Raw genomic sequence first — 25448 nt, forward strand, 5'->3', positions numbered from 1 at the left:
CGTCATGCCTTGATCAGCCCGGCGCCGTGCAGGGCGTCGGCCGCCGCGGCGACGGTGTCGAACGGCAGCCCGGACCGCCCGGCGACGTCGAGCAGGCTGTGCTCGCCGTCGGAGAGGTTGAGCACCCACAGCATGGCCATCTGGGCCTGCTTCGCGTCGCTGCGGCCGCCCAGCGAGTCGTACAGGCCGCGCCGCCCCAACTGCGGCTCCCCGTACGGACTGAGGTTGACGTACCGCCGGTTGCGGTCCAGGACCCCGAACGCCTCGCGGCAGACGGCGAGGGTGTCCGCCATCGCCGCGGGGGAGACGAAGTCCAGGTTGTCCGCCGACGTGTGGTACTCGGGGTAGCCCGCGTACGGGGTCCGGGTGAGCGAGCCCACGCCGAGATCGAAGCCGGGTGAGCAGTACTGCCGCTCGTCGTAGCCGTACGGAGTGAACTCGGTGATCCGGTGCGGACGTTTGGAGGCGGTCAGCACGTGCCGCAGCACCTGGTCGATCTCCGCGTCGCCGCGCCTGCTCCGCTTGTACGTCAGTTGCCCCGGGTCGCCCGCGCAGGCCAGCACGAGACCGTGCCTGACCCGCTCCACCCGCTCCCTGTTGCGGGCCAGCCAGGTGATCGCCCCGATGGTGCCGGGCGCGAAGACGAACCGGTAGGTGTAGTACGGCCGCTGCTCCGCCAGCGCCCGGGCCAGGAACACCGCCACCGCGATGCCGGCCAGGTTGTCGTTGGCCAGCGACGGGTGGCAGACGTGGCAGGAGACGATCACCTCGTCGGGCACCCGGCCGGGGACCACGTGCTCGGCGTAGGTGAGGTGGCCGTCCGCCAGCGTGGAGTCCACGCGGACCTCGTAGTCGCCCTCCGGCAGCGCGTCCAGGGTCTCCTGGGCCAGGCAGAACCCCCACTCCGCCTTGTAGTAGCTCGTGCGGTACGGCACCAGGGACGGCTGGTCGGGCAGGGTGTGCAGGTGCGGGCGCAGCTCGGCCAGCGGCATCGTCGCCGCCACCGGCACGCTGTAGCCGAGCACATGGAGGCTGGACTCGGCGAAGTCGACGACCCGGCGTCCGGCGGCGTCGGCGACGTAGGCGTCCCGGATGTTCCACTCCTGCGGCACCGTCCAGTCCAGCACCTGCGTCCCGGTCGGTACCTCGTGCACGTGCAGAGGGATGTACTCGTCGACGATCCGCAGGGTCGCGCGCACACCGTCGCCCGTGATGCTCCGGCACAGCGGGTACAGCCGCTCCACCAGCGCATACATCTCCTCCCCGGACTCGGTCATCGGCGCCACCGCAGGGTGTCGTCGACGGCGCCGGTCTCGGCGGCCCCGCGCAGCACCGCGAGGCGGGTGAAGCGCCGCTCGAAGTCCTCCCGGGTCAGCCCGTGCTTCCGGTAGGCGTCGGCGAGTTCGAGCGCGCCCTGCTTCACCGTCCACTCGCAGTCGAAGCCGGGGACCGCGGCGCGGAAGCGGGAGAAGTCCACCCGGTAGGAGCGCGGATCGGCGCCCGTCTCCCCGGTGATGACCACCTTCGAACCGGACACCGCGGCGGCGACCTCCTCGGCGATCTCGGCGACGGTCACGTTGTTGACCTCGCTGCCGATGTTGAACGCCCGGTCGTGCACCGCCTCGCGCGGCGCGACCAGCGCGGCGGCGAAGGCCCGGGCGATGTCGGCGGCGTGCACCAGCGGGCGCCACGGGGTGCCGTCGGAGAGCACCAGCACCTCGCCGGAGAGCAGGGCGTGGCCCACCAGATTGTTCAGCACGATGTCCGCGCGCAGCCGGGGCGAGAAGCCGAAGGCGGTGGCGTTGCGCATGTACACCGGGCTGAAGTCGCCGTCGGACAGCGCGTGCAGGTCGTCCTCCACCCGCACCTTGGACTCCGCGTACGGCGTCACCGGCCGCAGCGGCGCGTCCTCGGCCACCAGCTCGCCGCCGCCCGCTGCGCCGTAGACCGAGCACGTGGACGCGTACAGGAAGCGCTCCACCCCGGCGTCGCGGGCCAGCCGGGCCAGCCGCACCGACGCGTGGTGGTTGATGTCGTAGGTCAGCTCCGGCGCCAGTGAGCCCAGCGGGTCGTTGGAGAGGGCGGCCAGGTGGATCACCGCGTCGACCCCGGCCACGTGCTCGGCCGTGAGGTCGCGCAGGTCGACCCGCGGTCCCGGCGGGTCGTCGGGCGCCGGGCCCAGGACGCAGTCGGCGAACAGGCCGGCGTCGAGGCCGACGACCTCGTGTCCGGCGGCCGTGAGGACCGGGGCCATCACGGTGCCCAGGTAGCCCTGGTGTCCGGTGAGCAGTACGCGCAAGGTTCAACCCCCCAGGTTGAGAGTGAGTTTGGCGACGTCGAACGCCTCGGCGTAGCGGGCGTGGCATTCGATGCCGCGGATCCGGGCGAGCCCGAGGAAGGCCTCCCGGTCGTACCAGGGCCGGTGCCGCTGCGAGGGGTAGTGCTCCTGCAGCAGCCGCACCTTCTGTTCGGCGACCTCCGGCGTCAAGGGCTGGTACGCCGAGGGGCGGCCCAGGTCGCCGTCCCACTTGACGATCTCGTAACGCAGTACGAGATGGTCGCGGAACGCGGTGGTCATCAGCTTCGCCAGGCCGCGGTGGTCCTGGTGCGCGTCGTCGGTGCGCGGGGCCAGCACGAGGTCCGGCTCGGTCCGCTCGCGCAGCTCCTCGACGGCGGCCTTGGCCTCCTCCCAGTGCGCCGGCATGCGGCCGTCCGGCAGCTTGAGCACCGTCAGCCGCAGGTCGGCGCCCGGGCAGAAGGCGGCGAGCGCGGCCCGTTCCTCCTGCTCCCGTTCGCCGCCGCCGCCGGAGAGCACCAGCGCGTCGACGCGCACCCCCTGCCGCGCCAGGCACAGCGTGAGCAGGGTGCCGCCGGCGCCGATGGCGATGTCGTCGCAGTGGGCGCCCACCGCGACGACCCGGTCCGGACGACCGGCACTCAGCGGGATCACGCCGTCCTCACCCCGGCGGGCGCCGCGGCCTCGTCCCGTTCCCACACGGCCCACGGGCGTTCGCCCCGGGTGTAGGCGGCGTCGAGCGCGGCCCGCTCCTTCACGGTGTCGGTCGGCTTCCAGAAGCCGCGGTGCTGGTGCGCCACCAGCCTTCCGCGCTTGGCCAGTTGGGTGCAGCCGTCGGCGACCAGATCCCCGTTCTCCGGTATGTGGTCGAAGACCTCCTGGCGGAGCACGAAGTAGCCGCCGTTCTCCCACAGCGGCAGGTCGCTCACCGCCGTGATGCCGCCGACCAGACCGTCCTCGCCGAGGTCCACGCAGTGGAAGGAGGACTGCGGCGGCACCACCATCATCGACGCGCCGGCGTCCCGCCGGGCGAAGGAGTCGATCATCTGCGGCAGCGGCGCGTCGGTGAGCACGTCGGCGTAGTTGGCGAGGAACATCTCGTCGCCGTCCAGGTGGTGCCGCACCCGGCGCAGTCGCTCCCCGATCGGCGACTCGATGCCGGTCTGCGCGAACGTGATCGTCCAGTCGGCGATGTCCGTGGACAGCAGCTCGGTCCGCCCGCCCCGCAGCACGAAGTCGTTGGACGTCGTCTCCTCGTAGTTGAGGAAGAAGTCCTTGATGTGATGGGCCCCGTAGCCCAGGCACAGGACGAACTCCTTGTGCCCGAAGTGCGCGTAGTAGCGCATCACGTGCCAGATCAGTGGCCGCGGGCCGACCATCGCCATCGGCTTGGGCACGTCGTCGGACGCGCCCTCGCGCATCCGCATCCCGTAACCCCCGCAGAACAGTACGACCTTCATGCTGTGACCTCTCGGGACGCGGCCTCGACAATGCTCAGTTCCGGGATGGGGAAGACCAGCCGCCCGCCCCACTCGTGCACGAAGGAGAGCTGCTCGACCAGCTCGGCCCGCAGGTTCCACGGCAGGACCAGGACGTAGTCCGGCCGGTCGGCGGCTATCCGCTCGGGCGACAGGATCGGAACGCGGGTGCCCGGAGTGAACCTGCCGTGCTTGTAGGGGTTGCGGTCGACCGTGTAAGCGAGTAGGTCGGGCCGGATGCCGCAGTGGTTGAGCAGCGTGTTGCCCTTGCCCGGGGCGCCGTAGCCCACCACCGTCTCGCCCCGCTCGGCCGCCTCGATCAGGAACCGCAGCAGGTCCCGGCGCACCTTGGCCACCCGGGCGGAGAACTCGGTGTACCCGGACAGCTCCCGCAGTCCGGCGGCCTTCTCCCGGTCCAGTACGTCGGCCACCCGCCTGCTCGGTTCACCGGCCACCTCGGCGGGCCGGGCCCACAGCCGGACGGAGCCGCCGTGCGTGGGCAGCAACTCGACGTCCACGAGGGCGAGTCCGCCGCTGGCCAGCGCCCGGATCGCGGAGGCGACCGTGTAGTACTGGAAGTGCTCGTGGTAGATCGTGTCGTACTGGTTCTCCTCGATCAGCGTCAGCAGGTGCTGCACCTCGATCGAGACCCAGCCGTCGTCGGCGACCAGGGCACGCAGCCCCTTGGTGAAGCCGATCACGTCGGGGATGTGCGCGTACACGTTGTTGGCCACGACCAGATCCGCCGCACCGTGCTCGGCGCGCACCCCCGCGCCGGTGTCCGGGCTGAGGAACTCCGTGAGCGTGGGCACACCCCCCTCCCGCGCCGCCGCACCGACGTTCACCGACGGCTCGATGCCCAGGCACCGGATCCCGCGGTCCACCATGTGCCTCAGCAGATACCCGTCGTTGCTCGCGACCTCCACCACGAAGGAGTCCGGACCCAGCCCCAGCCGCTCGACGGCACCCTCGACGAACGTCCGCGCGTGCTCCACCCAGGAGGTCGAGTACGAGGAGAAGTACGCGTACTGCGTGAACGTCTCCTCCGGCGTGATCAGCGCGGGAATCTGCGCGAGCCAGCAGTCGGTGCACACCCGCAGGTGCAGCGGGTACGCCGGCTCCGGCCGGTCCAGTTGGTCCGCGGCGAGGAAACTCTCGCACGGCGGGGTCGCTCCCAGGTCGACGACGCTCTCCATCGCCGCCGAACCGCACAGTCGGCATCGTGTCATCTACTGCCCCCATCCCCCCTGCCCGCAGGGGTGTCCCCGTCGCGAGCCAGTGCCGTCCGCCCCGCGATCGCGGTGCGGTACCCCTCCACCAGGCGCTCCAGCCCGACGGCCGGGCTGAAACCCTGTTCGTAACGGCGCCGGGCCGCCAGGCCCATCCGCCGGTTCCGGTCCGGCTCGGCCGTGATCCGGCGCAGGCACGAGGCGAGCGAGGCGGACTCGCCCGGCCGGTGCAGCAGCCCGGTCCCCCCGTCCTCGACCAGCTCGACGAAGGCGCCGTGACCGGCGGCGACGGTCGGTACCCCCGCCGCCATCGCCTCCACGACCACCAGACCGAACGCCTCCAGCCACGTCGAGGGCGCCACCACGGCCACCGACCGCGCGATCGCCCCACGGCACTGCTCCGGGTCGTACAGGCCGACGTAGCGCACGTCGTCCCGGCCCGCCGCCCAGGCGGTCACCTCCCGTTCCAGCGGCCCCGTGCCGACGACGACCAGCGGCACCCCGACACCGCCGTCCGCGGCGAGTTCGTCCCACGCGGCCATCAGCAGCCGCACGCCCTTGGCCTCCGCCAGCCGGCCCAGATACAGCACGTGCTCGCCGGTGCCCGAGCGGCGGGCGTCCGGGTCGGGCACGAAGTTGTGCTTCACCGCCAGCCGCCCGGCCGGCATGCCCGCCGCCACCAGGACGTCGCGCTGCGCCGCCGAGATGCAGAAGAACCGCTCCACGCCGGACCACCAGCGCCGCCGGTTGACCGACAGGCCGACCGCGAGCGGCACCGTCGCCAGCCGCGAGTCGCGGTAGCAGCCGTGCCGGACGGCGGGCAGTGGCGTCGCCGCCCCGACGCACTCGGTGCACGGCCGGCCGTCGCGCTGCAGTGTGCCGGGCGGGCAGACCTGCGTGTAGTTGTGCAGCGTGGCGACGGCGGGCACCCCCGCGTCGGCGCAGGCGGCCAGCACCGCGGGCGACAGGAGCGGGAAGACGTTGTGCACGTGCACCACGTCCGGCCGCTCGGCCCGCAGCCGGGCGCCGAGCTCCCTGCGGACCGCCGGGTTCCACGGCACCAGGAGCGGCACCGCGACCTTGCCGGGCAGGGACCGGCCGGCGATGTCGTCGCTGCGCCGCTCGAACACCCCGACCCGGTGGCCGGCCGTGCGCAGCAGCTCCACCTCCTGGTCGACGACGTTGTTCTCACCGCTCGGCTGGGCGGAGTTGTAGCGGTTGTGCACCACGAGGACGTGCATGCTCAGGTCACCTCCGAGGCGCGGGCCCAGCGCGGGACACGGCGCCGGGCCGGTTCGGGCACCGACAGGGGCGCGGCCGCGGCCGGTACCGCCAGCAGGGACGCGGCCACGGCCAGGTGCAGCAGATACGGCGAGGCGTCGCCCAGGCCCGCCTCGGTGTACGACGCGAGTGCGCAGTAGCTGATCAGGAAGATCGCGCAGGCCCTCGCCGGCGACGGAGGCCGCAGCAGCGCGACGCCGCCCAGCGCGACGAAGACCGCCGCGACCAGGGCGACGCCGAGCAGACCCTGCTCGTGGTAGACGGCCAGCCAGCTGTTGTCGATCGGCAGCCCGTCGAACGACTTGTCGCCCAGCCCCATGCCGAACACCTTTTCCCCGGTCGTCCGGGGAGCCGCCAGCAGCGCGTCCCAGACCTTCGCCCGGCCGGTGAGATTGCTGAAGTTCTCCTCGCTCTGGCCCCGCAGGAACCACGCCTGCAGCGCCGAGGCGAACACCACCGCGGCCACCGCCGCGCACAGCACCGCCCAGGAGAAGAACCGGCGGGCGGCGGCACTGGTCAGGGTGAGCGAGCCGATCGCGAGCGCCAGCCCGACGAGCAGACCGAGCGTGGCCGTCCGGGTGTGGGTCAGCAGCAGCAGGACGAGCGAGGGCACGATCACCAGCGCGGCGCTGCGCCGGTCGGTCCGGCGACCGAGCAGCAGCAGCACGGACAGCCCGATGACCACCGCCGCGTACTGTCCGATCTGCGGCGGGGTGAGCGGCCACAACGCGCCGACCAGCCGCCCGCCGTACAGGTCGGGCATGGCCGCACCCGGCGAGACGAGCGCACCGGCGGCCACCGAGCACAGGACCACGAAGTACATCCGGATGTGGTGCCGCACGAACGCCGTGCCGCCGTCCCACCAGCGGCTGAGCAGCCACAGGGTGGCGACGAAGAGGGCCAGCCGGGCGCACCGGAACAGCGCTCCGAACCCGGACTCCAGGTCCGCGCTGGAGATCACGCTCGGCACCAGCAGCAGGGTGAGCAGGAGCAGGTAGGCACTGGCGCGCACGCGCAGGCGGAGGTTGAGCGCGAGCGCCAGCACGAACGCGACGGCCAGCGCGCCCATCGTGACCATCTGGATGAGCGAGCGGGGCAGCGGGACGACGGTCTCCGCACCCGTGGAGCCGAGCGTGTTGAGGACCAGCAGTCCCCAGGCCGTCCCGACCAGCTTCGGCGTGTGGTCCGTGTCCATCTCAACCACCCTCCCGCGCACGGAAGGTGCTGCCCGCGTCCTGCCGGTACGGCGCGCCCCGCCACGCCTCGAAGTCCAGGACCCGGCTCGGATCGTGGGCGACGAACTGCCACGGCCCGACGTAGACGTTGTCGTGCCAGCGGTTGTGCTGCCGGTGGGTGACGGCCTCGGCGACCCGCTCGCCCTGGTAGGGGGACCAGTCGGGATAGGTGCCGTAGTTGGCCAGCAGCGCCATGCGGTCGCACTTCACCGTGCACTCCACGACCGACTTGTCCAGGACGAAGCGGTTGTCGTGGATGTCCACCCGCTGGGTCTTCCACCGGCAGTCGGCGTACAGCGGTGCCTCGGCGATCTCCGGGCGTGCGCAGCGGTCGGTGTCCTCGACCAGCAACGTGCAGTCACCGGAGGAGGTGTTGGCCGGACTGTTGCAGAACCGGTCGGCGTTCTCCCACAGGGTGATCCCGGACCAGTTGTCCTCCAGGACGTTCCCGTAGATCTCGATCTCGTCCGTACGGGCCTCGACCCGCGGTTCGCCGCCGGACTCGGAGATGTAGACGGTGGCGAACGGGAAGTTGTCCCCGCCGTCGGTGTTCTCGCGGCCCTCGACCCAGTTGTTGCGCCGGATCGTGTTCTTGCGGACGACCGCGTTGTAGCTGGTCTCGTAGATCAGCGCGGCACCGTCGTTGGACTCCAGCACGTTGCCCTCGATGAGGAAGTCGTTGTTGTTGGTGTCCGCCCACAGACCGGTCCCGCGGTTGTCGTGCACCCAGTTGCCCCGCACGTCGGCACCCTGGACCGCCCAGAACTTGACGCCTCCGGTGCAGCCGCAGCCCGGCCGCTTCCGCTCCCAGTCGCCGGTGTTGTTGCCCACGATCTCGTTGCCCTCGACCACCAGGTCGTTGATGACGCCGTCGCCCTTGTACGCGTTCATGCCGTACTGGCCGTTGTCGCGCAGACAACTGGCGCGGACCTCCTGGCGGTCGCCGGCCATCAGCCCGGCGCCCGAGTTGCGCTGGATCGTGGCGTGCTCGATCACCCATCCGTCGGCCGAGTCGTGGTTGACCACGCCCTCGTCGTGCGGCGCGGCGAAACCCTGCACCGTCAGATGGCTGATGGTGACGTCGCGTGCGGTGCCGCCGAACGCGTACTGGTTGGTCTCGTGGCCGTCGAGCACCGCTCCCGGCGCACCGATGTACCGGTTGCCTTCCTTGGGCACGACCTGGGAGAAGCGGTCGGATTCGAGCCGGTGGCTGCCCGGCCGGAGCCAGAAGGTCGTGTGCGCCGGGCTGTCGCGGGTCTTGGCTGCGAGGTCGCCCACGACCTTGGGGTCGACGGTCACCGCTCCCTCGGGCGCCTCGTCCGGCCCGGCCGCGGGCTTCGCGCACACCCGGGCGACGGACCCCGCACCGGACGAGGAGGACGAAGCGGACGGCTTCGACGACGGCGCCTCCTCCTGCGCGCCGTCGCAGCCGCTCACCAGCAGCGCCAGCGCCAGCGCCACGGCCGGCGGCGTCGCGGCCGACCGTGCCCGGCCCCGCCACCTGCTCCCCATGCGTCCTCCCCCCTTCCGCTGCCTTCTCCGCCTAGTCGCGGAACCCGAGTACCGTCGTGAACTCCCGCGCGCCGTCGGTGAAGCCGGTGCCGACCAGCGTGGTGGCGGGCTCCTTGCGTCCGAAGCCGGGGGAGTACCAGCCCAGCGGCGGGTCCGTCTCCCCGCGGTGCGCCCGCCAGGACAGCCCGCCGGGCAGGGCGAGCACCGCGGAGCGCTCCTCGCCGTCCCGGGTCCAGGTGAGCACGGCGCGGTCGTCCACCAGCTCCGCGGCGACCTCGGGCCCGAGGTGGAACGCCAGGCGCACGGCCCGGCGCGGGCCCCGCACCTCGTCCACCACCCGCAGCTCGCGGCTCACGGCCGTCAGCTCCACCCGGCGCCGGTGCACGGACGGCCCGTACCCGTCGTGCTCGGCGCACCAGCGCTGCACCCCCGTCCCGGACGTGTCCACGCTCAGGACGCGGCTGCGCGCGTGCCGGGTCCACAGGAACGGGCCGCCCGGGACGGACTGGTCGGCGCCGTCCAGCTCCAGGGTGTTGTGGCCGAGGGTCGACCGGAAGTACCGCCGCCACCCGGGCTGCCCGTGGTAGCAGTACGTCCCCGGGTCGGCGAGCACGTCGACCCCGTCGTGCCGCACCTCCACCGACAGCGCGTCCGCGTGGGCGTGCGCGGCGATGGACAGGAACCCGTGCGGGCCACCGTCGCAGCGGCACCAGATCCCCGACGGACCGCGCAGGACGGTGAGCCCCGCGTCCGCGAAGTGGGCCGGACGGCTCCCCGGGCGGACCACCGACGGGGCGGTCCCCTCCTTCGCGTACGGCCGGATCAGCGCGGCCAGCAGCGGAGTGCGCACATCGGTGCCGGTCACCGCCGGCCACCAGGGCAGCGAGCCGAACACGGCGTCCCCGGTGGCCAGCAGCGAGGCCCAGCGGTCGGTGCCCGCGCCGTCCACGACCAGGCCGTGCCCGTCGTCCGCGTCGCCCTGGCGCGGCGGCCGGAGCCGGTCGTCCACCACGGCGGCGAGCGCGTCGGTCATCCGCAGCAGCACCAGCCGGACCGTCGGGGGAACCGGCACTCCGGCGGCGTCCGCCTCCGCCACCGCGGCCAGGCCGAGTTCCAGCACGAGCCCGTGGTACTCCGTGGCCAGCTCACGGTTGAGGCCGGACAGGAAGGTGTTGGCGCGCAGCTGCCGCTCCAGCGACCGCAGCGCGTCGTCACGCCAGCGCGCCGAGGAGGGGAACCATCCGAAGGCGCAGGCGGCCGCGAACTGCCCGGCGGCCTCCGCGACGACATGGTTGTTCGCCGAGGAGCCCCGGCTCGGGAAGGCGGCCAGCCAGCGCTGGTGGTGCCAGATCTGCTCCAGCGCCACCGGGTTGTCCTCGAACAGGGCCGCCGCGCCAGGCCAGCCGTCGAGCAGCCGGCGCACCCACACCCAGGACAGCAGCCGGATCCCCAGCTCGATGCCGCTGACCCAGTGCACCCCGCGCAACGGCGTGTTGGACGCCCACCACGAGCGCAGGTGCTCGGCCACCCGCTCGGCGTACCGCTCGTCGCCGGTGACCGCGTAGGCGGCGGCGAGCCGGGTGAGGTACTGGTGCCGGGACGGCTCCCAGATCTGCTTGATGTCCCCGGCCGCGTCCTCGTCGCGGTACGGCACGTCGAAGGCGTAGCCGTCCGGGGCCCGGCGCCCGGTCTTCGGGTCGTACCACCAGTCCGGGTCGGCCAGGTCGTCGCGGAGCACGCCGAAGTACTCGGCGTGCCCGGCCATCAGGCGGTCTGCCTCGGCGACCAGACGCTTCGCGGCGTCCGGCGGCACCGCGGCGACGGCACCGGCGGGCAGCACGGCGGTGAACCGGGCGCCGGTCACGCCCGGGGCGACCGGCCGCGCCGACCGCCACCGCCGCCTGCGCACCGCGTCGCCCACCCGTCCGCCGACCTCACGCGGCCCCATCCGGGACAGCCGCCGCAGGTACCAGCCCGGACTCCCCGAGTTCACGGTCATCGCGCCTCCGTCAGGGTCACCGGAGCGCCGCCGGCCAGCGAGGCCCGCACGGCCAGGGTGGCCGCCGTGGTGGCGACCAGCGACTCCAGCGGCACCGGCATGGGGCCGCCGGTCCGCACGGCCCTGACGAACGCGGCCAGTTCGGCCGACTGCCCCTTGTCGCGGGCCTTGGGAAGCCGCGAACTGGCCCACCGCTTGCGGCCGTCGTAGACGGAGGTGCGGACGAAGTCGTCGAGCTGGAGCACCTTGCCGTCCGCGACCAGGTCCAGCGTCTCCTTGGGGAAGCCGGCCGCTCCGGTGGTGACGTAGCTGATGGTGGCGGTGGACCCGTCCGGGTAGCCCAGCACGACCTGAAGGTCGTCGTTGCCGGACGTGGCCACCGCGTAGACCGACACCGGGTCGGCGCCCAGCAGCCGGCTCGCCGTGTCGATGAAGTGCCCGCCCTCACCGGCGAACCGCGAGCCCTCGGTGTCCTGCCGCAGATACCAGCTGCCCTGGTCGAGGCGGCCCGCGTTGACGAGGTAGCGCAGGCTCGCCGGCCCGGTGCGGGGGCCGAACCGCTGCCCGGCCTGCCGCAGCAGCGGAGCGAACCGGCGGTTGAAGCCCACCTGCAGCCGGTCGTTGCCGGACTCCTCCACCGCCGCGAGCACGCCGGCGAGCTCCTCCCCGGTGAGCGCCAGGGGCTTCTCCACGAACACGGCCTTGCCGGCCAGCAGCGCCTTCCGGGTCAGTTCGGCGTGCGAGCTGTGCCGGGTGACCACGAACACCGCGTCGACCGAGTCGTCGCCGAGCACGGCGTCGAGATCGGTGGTCGCCCCGGCGAAGCCGAACTTCCGCTGCGCGTTGGCCGCGGACAGCGCCGTGGTGGTGACGACCGTCGACAGCTCGACGCCGTCGCGCTGCGCCAGGTGCGGCAGCAGCATCGAGCTCGCGTAGTTCCCCGCGCCGACGAAGGCGAGGCGCACCGGCGTCCCCGCGGCCCGGACGGGGGACGACGGCTTGGCGCCGCGCCGCACCGAGGGCACGGTCACCGTCGGCGCCCCCGCCGGAACGCCTGCCTCATCGGTCCGTCCGGGGTACCGGAACAGCACGGCCACGGCCTTCAGCTCGCCGTCCCCGAGGCGCCGGTAGGTCTCGACGGCGTCGTCGAAGGCGGCCGTGTGGGAGATCAAGGGCTCCACGTCGACGCGTCCGCGGGCGACGAGACCGAGGAAGCACGCGAGGTTGCGGCGCTCGGTCCACCGCACGTAGCCGATCGGGTAGTCCCGCCCCTCCAGCTCGTACTCCGGGTCGTAGCGCCCGGGGCCGTAGGAGCGGGAGAACCGGACGTCGAGCTCCTTCTCGTAGTACGCGTTCCACGGCAGGTCCAGGCGGCACTTGCCGATGTCGACGACCCGGCCGCGGTCCCGGCACAGCCGCGCGGCCAGCTCGACGGGCTGGTTGCTGCCGCCGCCGGCGGCCAGGTACACCTGGTCCACGCCGTGGCCGTCGGTGAGTTCGGCGACCGCGCTCTCCACGGCCGGGGAGGCCGGGTCGCCGCAGGCCGCCGCGCCCAGCCGCTCGGCCAGCTCGCAGCGCGCCGGGTCGGGGTCCGCCCCCACGACCCGGACGCCCGAGGCGGTGAGCAGCTGCACCACCAGCTGCCCGATCAGCCCGAGCCCGATGACCAGTGCCACCTCGCCGAGCCGCGACTCGCCCTGGCGGACGCCCTGCAACGCGATCGACCCGACGGTGCCGAAGGCCGCGTCCCGCGCTGCGAGACCGTCCGGCACCCGGGCGTAGAGGTTCTTCGGCACCCAGTTCAGCTCGGCGTGCAGCGCGTGCTCGTTGCCGGCGCAGGCCACGAGGTCGCCGACCTTGACGTCGTCGACCCCGGCGCCGACCTGCTCGACCACCCCGCACAGCGAGTAGCCCAGCGGCGTGTAGGAGTCCAGTTTGCCCATCACCTTGCGGTAGGTGGCGGGCACCCCGTTGGCGGCCACGCTCTGCACGACCTTGGCCACCTGGTCCGGCCGGGAACGGGCCTTGCCCAGCATCGACATGCCGGCCTCGGACACCTTCATCAGCTCGGTGCCGGTGGAGATCAGCGAGTAGGCGGTCCGCACCAGCACACCGCCCGGCTTGCAGCCCGGCACCGGCACGTCGAGCAGCGCCAGCTCGCCGCTCTTGTAGTTCTGCACAACCTGTTTCACCCGAAGTCCTCTTGTCTCTGTGCCGGTTGTCTGTGCCGGTCGACTGTGCGGAGGCCCGCGCCGGTCGCCCCTGTGCCGGTCTCCGTGCCGGGAAGGTCCTTACACCGTCGATGAAGCGTTCCGGTCGGCCCCGGAGGTCGCGCCGCGATACCAGTACTCGAGGGTCAGTACGTGCCACAGATGCTTGGAGAAGTCCCGTTGCCCGGCGGCGTCCTCGGCCACCAGCCGCCGCAGCGCGTCCCGGCGCAGGAACCCGGAACGGACGAGTTCGCCGTCGTTGACCACCTCCCGCACCAGTGGTGCCAGGTCCCGGCTCATCCAGGCCCGCAGCGGCGCGCTGAACAGGCCCTTGGGCCGGTACACGATCTCCCGGGGCAGGACCGAGGTGGCCGCCTCCTTGAGAGCGGCCTTGCCCTGCCGTCCGACGATCTTGCGGTCACCGGGAACCGCGAACGCCGCCCGCACCACCTCGACGTCCACGAACGGCACCCGAACCTCGGTCGACGCGGCCATGCTGGAGCGGTCCGTGTAGGCGAGGTTCAGGCCCGGCAGGAACATCCGGGCGTCGGCCAGGCACATGCGGTTCACGAAGTCGTCGAGGTCGTTGTCCTCGTAGACGTCCGCGTGCTCGGTCAGCACGTCCTCGACCGTGCCCGCCAGGTCCGGGTCGATCAGACCGAGCAGCTCCTCCCGGTCGTACATCGTGTAGCTGCGCCGGAACGCGGTCTCCTGCGGCAGACCGGCGAAGGAGAGGAACCGCTTCGCGAACCGCACCGACCGCAGCCCCCGGCGGCTCGTCGCCACCGGCAGCCGGTCCACCGCCGCGGACACCCCGCGCCGAAGCGGCCGCGGGACGCGCTGGTAGCGCAGCGCCAGCAGGTTGGCCAGGTGCTTGCGGTACCCGGCGAACAACTCGTCGGCGCCCATTCCCGAGAGCATCACCTTGACCCCGGCCTCCCGGGCGGCCGAGCAGATCAGGAAGGTGTTGATCGCGGCGGGGTCGCCGATCGGCTCGTCCAGGTGGTACGTCATCCGGGGCAGCAGGTCGAGCACGTCCGGGGCGATCTCGATCTCGTGCAGGTCGACACCGAACCGCGCGGCCACCTGCCGGGCGTAGCGCAGGTCGTCCGGCATCGCCTCGAACCGGGCGTCCTCGGCGCGGAAGCCGATCGTGTAGGCGGAGATCCCGGGCCGGTGCCGGGCCGCCAGCGCGGTCAGGTAGCTGGAGTCGAGCCCGCCGGACAGGAAGGTCGCCACGGGCACGTCGGAGAGCAGGTGGCTGCGGGTCGACTCCTCGACGACGGCAGCCAGGTCCGGCAGCTCGCCGCCGCGGGCGCGCTCCCGGCCCTCGGCGGCGACGTCCCTCAGGTTCCAGTACCGGCCGCGCTCCACCCGGCCGTCGGGCCGGCACCGCAGCCAGCTGCCCGGCGGCAGCTTCTCCGCCTCGCGGAACGCGCACCGCGAGTCCGGCACCCAGTAGTACAGCAGCGAGGCCACCAGCGCCGCGTGGTCCACCTCCAGCTTCCCGCCGGTCACGGCGGCGAGCGCCTTGAGCTCGGAGGCGAACACCAGACCCCCGCCGCGCCGCAGCAGGAACAACGGCTTGATGCCGAGCTGGTCCCGGGCGAGTACCAGTTCACCGGTGCGCTCGTCGAAGACCGCGAACGCGAACATGCCCCGCAGCCGCGGCAGACAGTCCGTGCCCCAGCGCCGCCAGGCCTCCAGGACCACCTCCGTGTCGGAGGTGCCGCGGAAGCGCGCCCCCGCGGACTCCAGCTCGCCGCGCAGTTCGGGCGCGTTGTACAGCTCGCCGTTGTACGTCAGGGCGAGGCCGTCCGACACCATGGGCTGGGCGCCGGTCCCGGACAGGTCGACGACGGCCAGCCGGCGGTGCCCCAGTTGCACCTCGCCGTCGCCGGCGGGATGGCTGTACCGGCCCGCCCCGTCCGGTCCGCGGTGGGCGAGAACATCGGTGAGCCGGTCGGTCACCGCCTTCCCGTCCGGCCAGTGGTACGTGCCTGCGATGCCACACATGTGCTACCGCGCCTCCTGGTCGCTGTCCGGGACCCGCGCGGTCGGCATCGACGGCCGTTCCGTCCTGGGCCGCCCGTCCCCCACTGCCTGGACGGCGTGGGAGGTACCCCCACCGTTGTGCCGCCTCGGCCGTTCGTCGTGGCCGCGCGACGCGACGCGCGGACCGTCCCACAGGGTGCCGTCGGTACGGTCACGCGGATCGGGGTCGATCAGCACCACACCGATCACCGCGATGCGCTGGTCCGCGAGCTGCCGTGCCACGGTGTGCAGCCACGCGGCGCTGCCGTGCCCCGCGCGTACGACGAGCACCGTCCGGCCGCCGAGGTACCGCAGATCCGTCCACGCCGTGCCGGGTTCGACCGAGCCGACGCCGAGCCGGCGCCCCCGCGCCTCGGCCGCGGCACGCTCACCGCTGAGCACGGTCGGGCCCGCGGGCCCGCGCCGGCGGTCGGAGAGCTCCGTGCCGGGCAGGCCGTCCACGACGACCACGGGCCCGTCGGCCTCCAGAGCCACGGCCACGTCCAGGGCGATCACGGCGGCGCCGCGCGCACAGCCCAGCTCCAGGAGCGACAACGGTTCCGGGGAGCCGCGCACGATGCGGGCCAGGGTGGTGGTCAGCCGTTCGCGTGCCACCCGGGTCCGCCGGCGCTGCCACCGCCCGGCCGACCTGCGGGGCCCGCGGCGCAGCTCCGCGAGGACCGAGGCGCCCAGGTTCGCCGCGATGTCCCGGCGCAGCACGGGGCGGTCCGCCACCACCGCGCCGACCGCGGCCAGCGCGAGCCCGAGGACGAGGCCGAGGACGGCCCCGATCGCGGCGTCGAGGCCCACGGCCTTGGGCAGCGATTGCCGTACGGCGTGCGGGGCGTCCACGATCCGGGTGCCCGCGACGACCTCGGGCGTGCCGGTGCGCGCCTCCGCGGCCCGCTGGTCGAACTCGGCGATCCGTGAGTCGAGTTCGGCCCGGCGGGCGTAGAGGGACTCGATGCTCGCCGACGCCCTCGGATCGTCGTCCGGTGACCGGTCCCCGATCGCCTTGTTGACCTCGGCCAGCTCCTTGCGCATACGGTCGCGCTGGTCCAGCAGGGAATCGGCCTCGGCCTCGGCGGACTCCCGCATCCGCCGCACGTGGTCCGCGACGAACGCGTCGGCCAGCGCCTTGGCCCGGGCCACCGCCTCCGCGTCGCTGTCACCCGTCACATCGATGCGGAGCAGGTTGTTGGTGAGGCCGGTGCCCCGGTAGTCCCGCATGAAGTCTTCCGGCTTCGCCCCGGAGCCGAGTGAGCGCAGGGCCTGTTCGGCGATGCGCGTGGTGGCCAGCAGCTCGACGTCGGTGCGGATCAGCGTCCCGGTGTCGTTGGGCTGGTCGTCCTTGTGCGCGACCAGCACCTTGGCCACCGCGGCGGGCCGGGGCGGCATCAGGACCGCGACGGCCGCGCCGGCCAGCAGCCCCAGCAGGGCCAGGGCGCCCCACAGACGGCGCCGCCTGCGCACCGCAACCACCAGTGCCTGCAGGTCGAGGAGCGGAGCGGAGGCCGACGACTGCGCGGCCGTACTCGTCGTCATGCGGAACCTCCCGTCGCGTGCTCGTGCACCCCGGCCGCCGCGGAGGCGGGCTCCGCGGACCGGCCGGCCGACCTCGAAGGACGGGCCCGGACGGCGCCGGCGACGACGACGCCGACGACCTCGTGCCCGCCGTCCACGCACGCCTCCGCGACGCCGGAGAGCTCTTCGGCGGTCCAGACGCCGGCACTGAGCACGACCAGTGCGCCGGACTCGGTGTCGCGGTCCGGCACCAACGGCCGGGACACCGAGACCTCCACCACCCGCAGCAGTGGATCCCCGTCGGCCTCGGCGGCGAGCTGCCCGGCCGCCAGGCGGGCGACCTCGTCGCCGTCCGGTACGACGACCAGCAGCCGCCGGGCGGCCGGCCGGCGCTCCCGCAGGCGCGCGCACACCCGCCGGTTGCGGATCCGCCTGCCCGCCTCGTCGCCGGACGACTGCGGAGCCGGCAGGTCCCACCGCGTGTCGACGCCCAGCAGCCGCCGCAGGCGGGCCCGCACACCGCGCGCCTTCGGCCGGTGCGCGCGCCGGTCCCCGGGCACGTCGACGGTCCCCAGCAGCGCCGAGCCCAGCGCCGCGGCGATCTCCCCCTCCGCGCGAAGCCGCCGGTTCACCCGGGCGGCGGCGAGATGACCGACGATCGCGAGCAGGAGGAACAGCAGCGCCCCGCCGCCCACGAGCTGCCATCTGGTCGGCGGTGCCTCACCGGTCGGCCGGGGGGCCGGCCCCATGACGACCAGGCCCGCCCTGTTGCTCGCCGGGTCGGCCTCGTCGAGCTTCTGCATGGCCTCCTGCAGCGCGGTGCGCAGCTTCTCGAGCTCGGTGCGGGCCTGCACGCTCTCCACGGTCTGTCCGGGGTCGGCCGCGTTGGCCAGGTCGGTGATGCGCTGGTTGGTCCGCGTCACCTGCTGCCGCAGTGCCTCGGGCCCGGCGGCCCCGTCGGGATCGGTGGTGCCGCTCGCGATGCGCGCCGCGTACGTCACGAACTGCTGGGCCACTTCGTCGGAGAGCCGCTGCGCACGCCCGGGGGAGTCGGCCGTCCCGGAGATCTTGATGATGTTGCCGTCGGCGATCTTGGCGCTCACCCGGTCGCGCAGCTCCTTGTCGCTGACATCGCTCCAGTGGAGCGCGTCGGCCGCCTTGTCGACGACCGACGAACTGGTCGCGATCTCCACCTGGGTGAGCAGTTCGCGCTCCTCCCACGGCCCCGGCAGCAGGACCGAGGCCGACGCCGTGTAACGCGGCGGGAACAGCACCGAGACGCCGTAGCCGACGAGCGCACCCACCACGACGAGGACGGCGAGCAGCCGCCGGCGCCGACGGAGAATCCGTCCGACCGTGACCAGGTGTATCGTGTCCTCACTCAACGGCGCGGCCTTCTCCCTGCTTTGACCCCCGCGACGATCCCCACGGCGATCCCAGCGGCGATTTTGGCCTTGATCCGTGCTCGGCCCGCGGCACCCGCCGGCAGCGGAGCCCGGTCGCGGCAGGCGGCGGTGTACGCGGCGAGCAGTGACGCCTGCGAGTTCCGCCAGGAGAGCTCCCCGTTGATCCGCTCCTCGCCGATCTTGCCCATCCGGGCCCGCTTCTCCGGATCGTCCATCAATCCCGCGACGAGCCGGGCGAATTCGGCCTCGTCGTTGGCGGGTGCGTAGACGGCGGCGTCACCGGCGGAGACCCGCGCCTCCCGGAGGTCGAACGAGACGACCGGCCGGCCCATCGCCATGTACTCCAGGACCTTGTTCATGGTCGACACGTCGTTGAGCGGATTGCGCGGGTCGGGGGAGAGGCACACGTCCGCGGTGGACAGGTAGCGCACCAGGTCGGCGTCCGGGACGCGCCCGGTGAACTGCACCTGGTCGGTCAGCCCGAGTGACCGGGACAGCTCCACCATCGCGTCGAAGGCGTCACCGGAGCCGACGAAGACCGCGTGCCAGTCGGTCCGCCCCAGCTCGTCGCGCAGCTTCGCGAGGGCCCGCAGGGCGTAGTCGACGCCGTCCTGGGGGCCCATGACCCCGAGGTAGCACAGCAGATGGGGTTTGCCGCGCTTCAGCTCCGGCTCGGCCGGCACCGGCTGGAACCGGTCGGTCGCGGGCGCGCTGCGCACCACGAAGACGTCCGCCGGGTGGCGGCCGCCCCTGCGTACGGCGACGTCCTTGTAGCTCTCGTTCGTGGCGAGCACGATGTCCGCAGCCCGGTACGTCAGCCGTTCCAGCCCGCACACGCCGCGGTACAGCAGGTCCTTGCCGCGGCCGAACCGGGAGAGGTACAGCTCGGGTATCAGGTCGTGCTGGTCGAAGACGAACCGCGCACCGCGCCGCTTGAGCCACAGGGCCGGCAGGAACAGCAGGTCCGGCGGGTTGCAGGCGTGGACCACGTCCACCGGCCCGACCCCGCGGGCCAGCCGGGCCGTGTGCCAGAGCGCCGCTCCGTACTCCCGCAGGTAGCCGGACGGTCCGCCGGTGGCGGCGCGCAGCGGGTAGCGGTGGATGCGCACCCCGTCGATCACCGTCTCCGCCTCCGTGTCCCGTTTGGTCCCCCGGGGGCAGATGACGTGCACCTCCCAGCCCGCGTCGCGCAGGGTCGTGCACTCCTGCCACACCCGCCGGTCGAAGGGCACCGACAGGTTCTCCACCAGGATCAGCGCGCGCCGCCCCGGCCGGCCGCCGGCGTTGTCACCGGGCGGCGTGTCACCGGGGGTCGCGCCACCGGACGTCGTGTCACCAAGCAAGGCCCATGTACCCCGGTTCGGTCCGGCGCGCGTCGGCGTCGGGAAGGCGGATGAGGTCGATCAGCAGCGGGCCGCCGTGGGGGAGCGCCGCCAGCACGGCCGGGTCCCTGGTCCCGACCAGGCACACCTCCGCGTGTTCGAGGACCTCGTCGACGGAGTCCGCGAGCAGTTGCGCGAGGTGCGGCAGCCGGTTCTCGACGTACTCGCGGTTCGCGCCCAGCAGCCGGGACAGGCTCACGTTGGCATCGTGGATCTTCAGGTCGTAGCCCTTGCCGAAGAGCCGCTCCGCCAGCTCGACGAGCGGGCTCTCGCGCAGGTCGTCGGTGCCGGGTTTGAAGGAGAGCCCGAACAGCCCCACCCGGCGCTTCCCGGTGCGTTCCACCAGCTCCACCGCCCGCTCCAGATGCGCCGAGTTGGAGGGCAGCACGTGGGAGAGGATGGGCACCGACACGTCGGCCCGCTGTGCCGCGTGGACCAGGCTGCGCAGGTCCTTGGGCAGGCAGGAGCCGCCGAAGGCGAAACCGGGCCGCAGGTAGGCGGGGCTGATGTTCAGCTTGCGGTCGGCCAGGAAGACGTCCATCACCTGGTGCGAGTCCACCCCGAGGGCCTGGCACACCGCGCCCAGCTCGTTGGCGAAGCCGATCTTGAGGCCGTGGAAGGCGTTGTCCGCGTACTTGATGGCCTCGGCCGTCGCGACCGGCACCCGGAACACCTCGCCGGGCAGGCCGTCGTACAGCGCCAGCACCGCGTCGCCGCTCGCCGGGTCGAGTTCGCCTATGACGGTCTTGGGCGGGTCGAAGAAGTCCCGCACGCTGGTGCCCTCGCGCAGGAACTCCGGGTTGACCGCGACCCCGAAGTCGACGCCGGCGGTGCCACCGACGTACTTCTCCAGTATCGGTATCAGCAGGTTCGCGCAGGTGCCGGGGAGCATGGTGCTGCGGAACACCACGGTGTGCCGGCCGCCCCGTTCGGCCAGCGCGGCGCCGATCTCCTCGGTGACGCGCTCCAAGTAGGTCGTGCACAGGCTGCCGTTGGGCTCCGAGGGCGTGCCCACGCAGACCAGGGAAATCTCGCTCTCCAAGATCGCCTCGTGGACGTCACGGGTGGCGCGCAGCGCTCCGCTGTCCACGACCTCGGCGATCAGTTCGCCTATCCGCTCCTCGACCACCGGGGCCTTGCCGTCGTTGACCAGGTCGACCTTCACCTGGTTCACGTCCACCCCGATGACCTCGTGACCCGTGCCGGCCAGGCACGCGGCCGACACACAGCCCACATAGCCCAGGCCGAAAACACTGACCCTCATGACCCGTTCCTCCCCCCAGGCAGACCTTGACGGCCTGCGGTCCGCGCGCCGGTCCGACGACCACCGCGCATCAATAGGCCCCCTGCCCGTGCACCACCGCACGCAGCGTCTTCCACAGGATCACGGTGTCCAGGGCGAGCGACCAGTCCTCCACGTACCGCAGGTCGAGCCGGACCGCTTCCTCCCACGGCAGGTCGCTGCGCCCGCTGATCTGCCACAGGCCGGTGAGGCCGGGCTTGACCAGCAGCCGTCTTCGGATGTCCGGGCCGTACGCGGCGGACTCCTCCGGCAGCGGCGGCCGCGGACCGACCAGCGACATCGATCCGGTGAGCACGTTGAAGAGCTGCGGGAGTTCGTCGATCGAGTACCGGCGCAGCACCGTGCCCACCCGCGTCACCCGCGGATCCCGGCGGAGCTTGAACAGCAGGCCCGCGCCCTCGTTGCGGTCGGCCAGGGCGGCACGCGCCCGGTCGGCCCCGGCGACCATGGTGCGGAACTTGACGATGGTGAACTCCCGGCCGTCCTTGCCGACCCTGCGCTGGCGGTAGAACACGCCGCCCCGGCTGTCCACCAGGACGAGCAGTGCGACGAACACCATCAGCGGCGCGAACAGTGTCAGCAGGATCGCCGCGCCCATCCGGTCCACGACCGCCTTGACCGCCCGGCGGCCTCCGGTGAAGGCCGGCATGCTGACCCGCAGCAGCGGTATCCCCAGCACCGCGTCGACGTGCAGCCGGGGGCCCGCCACCTCCATGAGCACGGGAGCCACGACCATCTCGGCGTCGCTGCCCTCCAGGTTCCAGGCCAGCCGCTGCAGCCGGTGCGGTGACCAGTGCGGGTCCGGGGTGATGGCGACGACCCGGTAGCCGTCGCGGCGGACGTGGTCGGCGACGTCCGACAGCGGGCCGACGACCGGTACTCCGTCCAGTTGGTCACCGTCCTCGAGTCCGGGACCGTCCGTCGTGCACACCGCGTCCACCCGCCAGCCGAGGTGCGGGAAGCGCCGGGTCCGCGTGATCAGGTCGCGCACCGTGCTCGGGCTGCCGGCGGCGAGCACGGGTCGCAGGCAGCGCCCTTCCTTGCGCTGCCTGTGCAGCCACAGACGCAGCAGATACCGCGTGACCATGGTGACGATCGCGATCGCCGGGACGGCGACGAAGATCCACAATTTGATGTTGCGCGAGGTGAGCGCGATTCCGCCGAGCGCCAGCACGACGGTCGCCATGAACAGTGAGCGTCCGAGCCGGCGGAATTCCTCGGCTCCCTGGCCGAGTACGGCCGGGGACCACGACCGGCTGACCGCGAGCGCTCCCAGTACCAGCAGTTCGGTGCCGAAGGCGAGAATTCCCCATTTCTCGTGCCAGTTGGCCGCGTCCCGGACTCCGAAGAAATTGCCTATGCCCGCCACCACCACGGCCGTGGCCACGGTGTCGCTGGTGATCACGGTACGGCGGTACCGCTGCTCCCAGTCGGCCGCGGGCCGGCCGATGGCCCCCTCCGCCAGCTGCCCGTGCGCCGACGGAAACGCGCTGACCAATCCCCCTTGCCGCACAGAACCCCCCAGGTTCCCAGTGGTTCGACGTGTTCGCCTAGCACTGTTCCTCCCCCTCGGGAGGCCCCCGCCTCCCGCGCCGCGCTGTTCCTCCCCACGGGCGGCCCCCGCCTGCCCGCGCACAACGTTTTGGCTGTGTCACAGAAATGTGAGCAACTCACAGTGGTAGCAGCAGACCCCCCTGCCCCCGACCTAAAGATCATTATCGGTCGCCTCGTGCCTGAACAGCCGAAGCACGGTCAATCTAGACCATCGGGGCCACGGTGTAGAGAGGATGTGTGTAATTCATGGTCAAGCTTTGGGAGTTGATCAATGAACCTGTGAAACCCCACGGATGTGTTTGCGCCACCGCGTTCTCATGGGTACCGAGTCCGGCGCTTGATTTCCCGCTCCGGGTACGCGCACGCACCGCCGGATCAGGCCATCAGCGGTCACGGACGGCGCGGCAGCACGCCACGCGAGGGGTCGAGGCCTCCGCGGGACTCCCGGGCGCGGCGGACGGCACCAGCGGCTCCGTGCCCGACTCGTCCGGGCGGCGGAATCGCTCGCTGCCCATCGCCAACTCGCCGATGAGCGGGGCCAGTCGAGGGCCGTTGGACGGTCCTGCCGATACCAGGACGTCCCGTCGGACGGAAGCGGCGCCCCGAACAACGCGGCCGCGCCGGACGAGTGTCTGCGGCGAACGGACCCTGTCGAAGGGAGCGGTCATGAAGACGCTCGTCGTCCACACCCACCGCTGTCGTTGGAGACGACCGAGCCGATCGCCTTCCGGCGCCGGAACTGCGGTGACTGCGAGATCCCGTCGCTGCGCCTGAAGCGGGGCCTGGAGACACCGGGCCGCGAGGGATTCGGCCTGCGTGTGCGTGCCCGACGGACGGCCGGTGCCCTTCGCGGGCGGGGATCAGCTCGCGAGCAGGTGGGTCCGGCCGAACATGGACGCGGCCGCCCGCGCGGTCGGCGTACCGGCGTCGAGGTCCGCGCCGGCCCCGCGCAGGACGGCCACCACGTCGTCGGCACCCTTGAACAGGGCACCGGCGATGGGGGACTGGTCCCGGTCGTTGCGCAGGTCGGGGTCGGCGCCGTGCCGGAGCAGGGCCCGCACGGTGTCGGCGTGACCGTGGTACGCGGCGAGCATGAGGAGGGTGTTGCCCGCCGGATCGCGTACGTCCACCGGCAGCCCGTGTGCCACGAACTCCGTCAGCTGCCCGGTGTCGCCCTCCCGGGCCAGATCCATGGCGATGGCCACGACACGCTCCGTCTGCTCGGGAGTCAGCCCACCGCTGTTGTCCATGTTCATGAAGTCTCCGTGGCGGTACGCCCGCGCGGGCGTGGGCCCCCAATGAGGTGCCCACGCCCGCGCGGAGCCGGTTGACCCGAGTCCTCCTGACCGCAGGGGTCAGTGGTTGCCGGCGGCGAGGGCCTCGATGGCCTTGCGGACGCCCTCGCCGTAGGCGGGGTCGGCCTTGGTGCAGTTGCCGATGTGCCGCTCGACGGTCTGCTCCGAGGCGCCGTTGATCGCGCGCGCCGTGTTCTCGAAGAGGACCTGCTGCTGCTCCGGGTTCATCTGGCGGAACAGGTTGCCGGGCTGCTCGAAGTAGTTGTCGTCGTCCTCGCGGTAGTTGAACCGGTCGGCGACGGCGCCCACGGCCTGGGCGGGCTCGCGGTAGGCGGGCTGTTCCTGCCAGCGGCCGTAGGAGTTGGGCTCGATGCCCGGGGTGGCGCCCTGGTTGCCGTCGACGCGCATGCCGCCGTCGCGGTGGTAGGAGTTCACCGGGTTCTTCGGGGCGTTGACGGGGATCTGGTGGTGGTTGACGCCGAGGCGGTAGCGCTGGGCGTCGCCGTAGGAGAAGAGCCGGCCCTGCAGCATCCGGTCGGGGGAGAAGCCGATGCCCGGGACGACGTTGGCCGGGCTGAAGGCGGCCTGCTCGACGTCCGCGAAGTAGTTCTCGGGGTTGCGGTTGAGCTCCCACTCGCCGACCTCGATCAGCGGGTAGTCCTTCTTCGACCAGACCTTGGTGAGGTCGAAGGGGTGGAAGCGGTAGTTCTCCGCGTCGGCCTCCGGCATGACCTGGACGAACAGCTTCCACTTCGGGAAGTCGCCGTTCTCGATCGCGTCGAAGAGGTCGCGCTGGTGCGACTCGCGGTCCTTGCCGACCAGGGCCTCGGCCTCGGCGTCGGTGAGGTTCTTGATGCCCTGCTGCGTGCGGTGGTGGAACTTGACCCAGAACCGCTCGCCCTCGGCGTTGACGAGGCTGTAGGTGTGCGAGCCGAATCCGTGCATGTGCCGGTAGGAGGCGGGGATGCCGCGCTCCGACATGACGATGGTGACCTGGTGCAGGGCCTCGGGGAGGTTGGTCCAGAAGTCCCAGTTGTTCTCGGCGTCGCGCAGGTTGGTGCGCGGGTCGCGCTTCACCGCGTGGTTGAGGTCGGGGAACTTCAGCGGGTCGCGGAAGAAGAAGACGGGGGTGTTGTTGCCGACGAGGTCCCAGTTGCCCTCTTCGGTGTAGAACTTCACGGCGAAACCACGGATGTCGCGCTCCGCGTCGGCGGCGCCGCGCTCACCGGCGACGGTGGAGAACCGGGTGAACAGCTCGGTCTTCTTGCCGATCTCGGAGAAGATCTTCGCGTTGGTGTAGCGGGTGATGTCGTGGGTCACGGTGAAGGTGCCGAAGGCGCCGGAGCCCTTGGCGTGCATGCGGCGCTCGGGAATGACCTCGCGGTCGAAGTGGGCGAGCTTCTCCAGGAACCACACGTCCTGCAGGAGCATCGGCCCGCGCGGGCCCGACGTCAGGGAGTTCTGGTTGTCGGGAACCGGTGCACCGGCAACCGTGGTCAGCGGCTTCTGGTTGTTCTCAGGCAAGGCTTGCTCCTCGGTGTGGTTCTTCGCATGCGCTCAAGGCCTGACGGTCCCGGCCGGCCGGCAGTCCGGGGCAAGCTGCCCCGCGCGTCCATGGGCACACACTACATTGGACAGGATCTAAGGCAAGGTGTCATCCAGGGCGATATCCACTCTTGAGTTGTTGCCGATCTCTGCTAGGGTGCAGCG

At 72.3% G+C, this 25448-nt stretch carries 18 protein-coding genes and 2 pseudogenes; 1 reads left to right on the forward strand and 19 read right to left on the reverse strand.

Features of this window, described 5'->3' with window-relative positions; translation table 11 throughout:
- Positions 1-2 precede the first annotated feature (2 nt).
- The 17 genes and pseudogenes from ACIQFU_RS08155 to ACIQFU_RS08235 all read right to left on the reverse strand — a co-directional run.
- Positions 3-1286, reverse strand: coding sequence for a DUF4910 domain-containing protein (locus tag ACIQFU_RS08155; protein ID WP_402549934.1), 1284 nt, complete (start codon positions 1284-1286; stop codon positions 3-5).
- Complete coding sequence (locus ACIQFU_RS08160; protein WP_402549935.1) at positions 1274-2299, reverse strand: NAD-dependent epimerase/dehydratase family protein; 1026 nt, start codon at positions 2297-2299, stop codon at positions 1274-1276. Before ACIQFU_RS08160 ends, ACIQFU_RS08155 begins: the two co-directional genes overlap by 13 nt.
- 3 nt (positions 2300-2302) lie before the next feature.
- On the reverse strand, positions 2303-2950 hold the full coding sequence (locus tag ACIQFU_RS08165) for a PIG-L deacetylase family protein (RefSeq protein ID WP_402549936.1): 648 nt from the start codon (positions 2948-2950) through the stop codon (positions 2303-2305).
- Positions 2947-3756 (reverse strand): glucose-1-phosphate cytidylyltransferase, encoded by an 810-nt coding sequence (locus tag ACIQFU_RS08170; RefSeq protein ID WP_402549938.1) that lies wholly within the window; start codon positions 3754-3756, stop codon positions 2947-2949. Before ACIQFU_RS08170 ends, ACIQFU_RS08165 begins: the two co-directional genes overlap by 4 nt.
- Positions 3753-5003, reverse strand: coding sequence for a class I SAM-dependent methyltransferase (locus tag ACIQFU_RS08175; RefSeq protein WP_402549939.1), 1251 nt, complete (start codon positions 5001-5003; stop codon positions 3753-3755). The genes ACIQFU_RS08170 and ACIQFU_RS08175 overlap by 4 nt, the downstream gene beginning before the upstream one ends.
- A complete protein-coding gene (locus ACIQFU_RS08180; protein WP_402549941.1) occupies positions 5000-6244 on the reverse strand; it encodes a glycosyltransferase in 1245 nt (414 codons plus the stop codon). Before ACIQFU_RS08180 ends, ACIQFU_RS08175 begins: the two co-directional genes overlap by 4 nt.
- A 2-nt stretch (positions 6245-6246) precedes the next feature.
- Positions 6247-7479, reverse strand: coding sequence for an O-antigen ligase domain-containing protein (locus ACIQFU_RS08185; RefSeq protein ID WP_402549943.1), 1233 nt, complete (start codon positions 7477-7479; stop codon positions 6247-6249).
- A 1-nt stretch (position 7480) separates the two neighbouring features.
- Positions 7481-9031: a right-handed parallel beta-helix repeat-containing protein gene (locus ACIQFU_RS08190; protein WP_402549944.1), complete on the reverse strand. Its 1551-nt coding sequence runs from the start codon at positions 9029-9031 to the stop codon at positions 7481-7483.
- Between the two features lie 31 nt (positions 9032-9062).
- Positions 9063-11030, reverse strand: coding sequence for an alginate lyase family protein (locus ACIQFU_RS08195; protein ID WP_402549945.1), 1968 nt, complete (start codon positions 11028-11030; stop codon positions 9063-9065).
- A complete protein-coding gene (locus tag ACIQFU_RS08200; protein WP_402549947.1) occupies positions 11027-13222 on the reverse strand; it encodes a bi-domain-containing oxidoreductase in 2196 nt (731 codons plus the stop codon). The genes ACIQFU_RS08195 and ACIQFU_RS08200 overlap by 4 nt, the downstream gene beginning before the upstream one ends.
- Before the next feature lie 99 nt (positions 13223-13321).
- Complete coding sequence (gene asnB / locus ACIQFU_RS08205; protein ID WP_402549949.1) at positions 13322-15256, reverse strand: asparagine synthase (glutamine-hydrolyzing); 1935 nt, start codon at positions 15254-15256, stop codon at positions 13322-13324.
- Positions 15257-15259: 3 nt separating this feature from the next.
- Positions 15260-16819, reverse strand: coding sequence for a Wzz/FepE/Etk N-terminal domain-containing protein (locus ACIQFU_RS08210; protein WP_402549950.1), 1560 nt, complete (start codon positions 16817-16819; stop codon positions 15260-15262).
- Complete coding sequence (locus tag ACIQFU_RS08215) at positions 16816-18183, reverse strand: Wzz/FepE/Etk N-terminal domain-containing protein (protein WP_402549951.1); 1368 nt, start codon at positions 18181-18183, stop codon at positions 16816-16818. Before ACIQFU_RS08215 ends, ACIQFU_RS08210 begins: the two co-directional genes overlap by 4 nt.
- Complete coding sequence (locus tag ACIQFU_RS08220) at positions 18180-19547, reverse strand: glycosyltransferase family 4 protein (RefSeq protein WP_402549953.1); 1368 nt, start codon at positions 19545-19547, stop codon at positions 18180-18182. The genes ACIQFU_RS08215 and ACIQFU_RS08220 overlap by 4 nt, the downstream gene beginning before the upstream one ends.
- Positions 19537-20850, reverse strand: a complete 1314-nt coding sequence (locus tag ACIQFU_RS08225; protein ID WP_402549954.1) for a nucleotide sugar dehydrogenase — start codon at positions 20848-20850, stop codon at positions 19537-19539. The genes ACIQFU_RS08220 and ACIQFU_RS08225 overlap by 11 nt, the downstream gene beginning before the upstream one ends.
- A 70-nt stretch (positions 20851-20920) precedes the next feature.
- Positions 20921-22402 (reverse strand): sugar transferase, encoded by a 1482-nt coding sequence (locus ACIQFU_RS08230; RefSeq protein WP_402549955.1) that lies wholly within the window; start codon positions 22400-22402, stop codon positions 20921-20923.
- A 472-nt stretch (positions 22403-22874) separates the two neighbouring features.
- Positions 22875-22991, reverse strand: a pseudogene (locus ACIQFU_RS08235) (XRE family transcriptional regulator); the annotation flags it as partial.
- A 147-nt stretch (positions 22992-23138) separates the two neighbouring features.
- Between ACIQFU_RS08235 and ACIQFU_RS08240 the strand changes: the two are divergent.
- A pseudogene (locus ACIQFU_RS08240) lies at positions 23139-23267 on the forward strand (flavodoxin family protein); the annotation flags it as partial.
- A gap of 36 nt (positions 23268-23303) precedes the next feature.
- On the opposite strand, the gene ACIQFU_RS08245 reads toward ACIQFU_RS08240, so the two are convergent.
- Together ACIQFU_RS08245 and ACIQFU_RS08250 are read right to left on the reverse strand one after the other, a co-directional pair.
- A complete protein-coding gene (locus ACIQFU_RS08245; RefSeq protein ID WP_402549956.1) occupies positions 23304-23699 on the reverse strand; it encodes an ankyrin repeat domain-containing protein in 396 nt (131 codons plus the stop codon).
- Between the two features lie 99 nt (positions 23700-23798).
- Positions 23799-25262 carry a catalase gene (locus ACIQFU_RS08250; RefSeq protein WP_402549957.1) on the reverse strand — a complete coding sequence of 488 codons (1464 nt, stop codon included), beginning with the start codon at positions 25260-25262 and terminating at the stop codon, positions 23799-23801.
- Positions 25263-25448: the final 186 nt, after the last annotated feature.

It is taken from the genome of Streptomyces sp. NPDC093065, assembly GCF_044754585.1.
Lineage (GTDB): Bacteria > Actinomycetota > Actinomycetes > Streptomycetales > Streptomycetaceae > Streptomyces.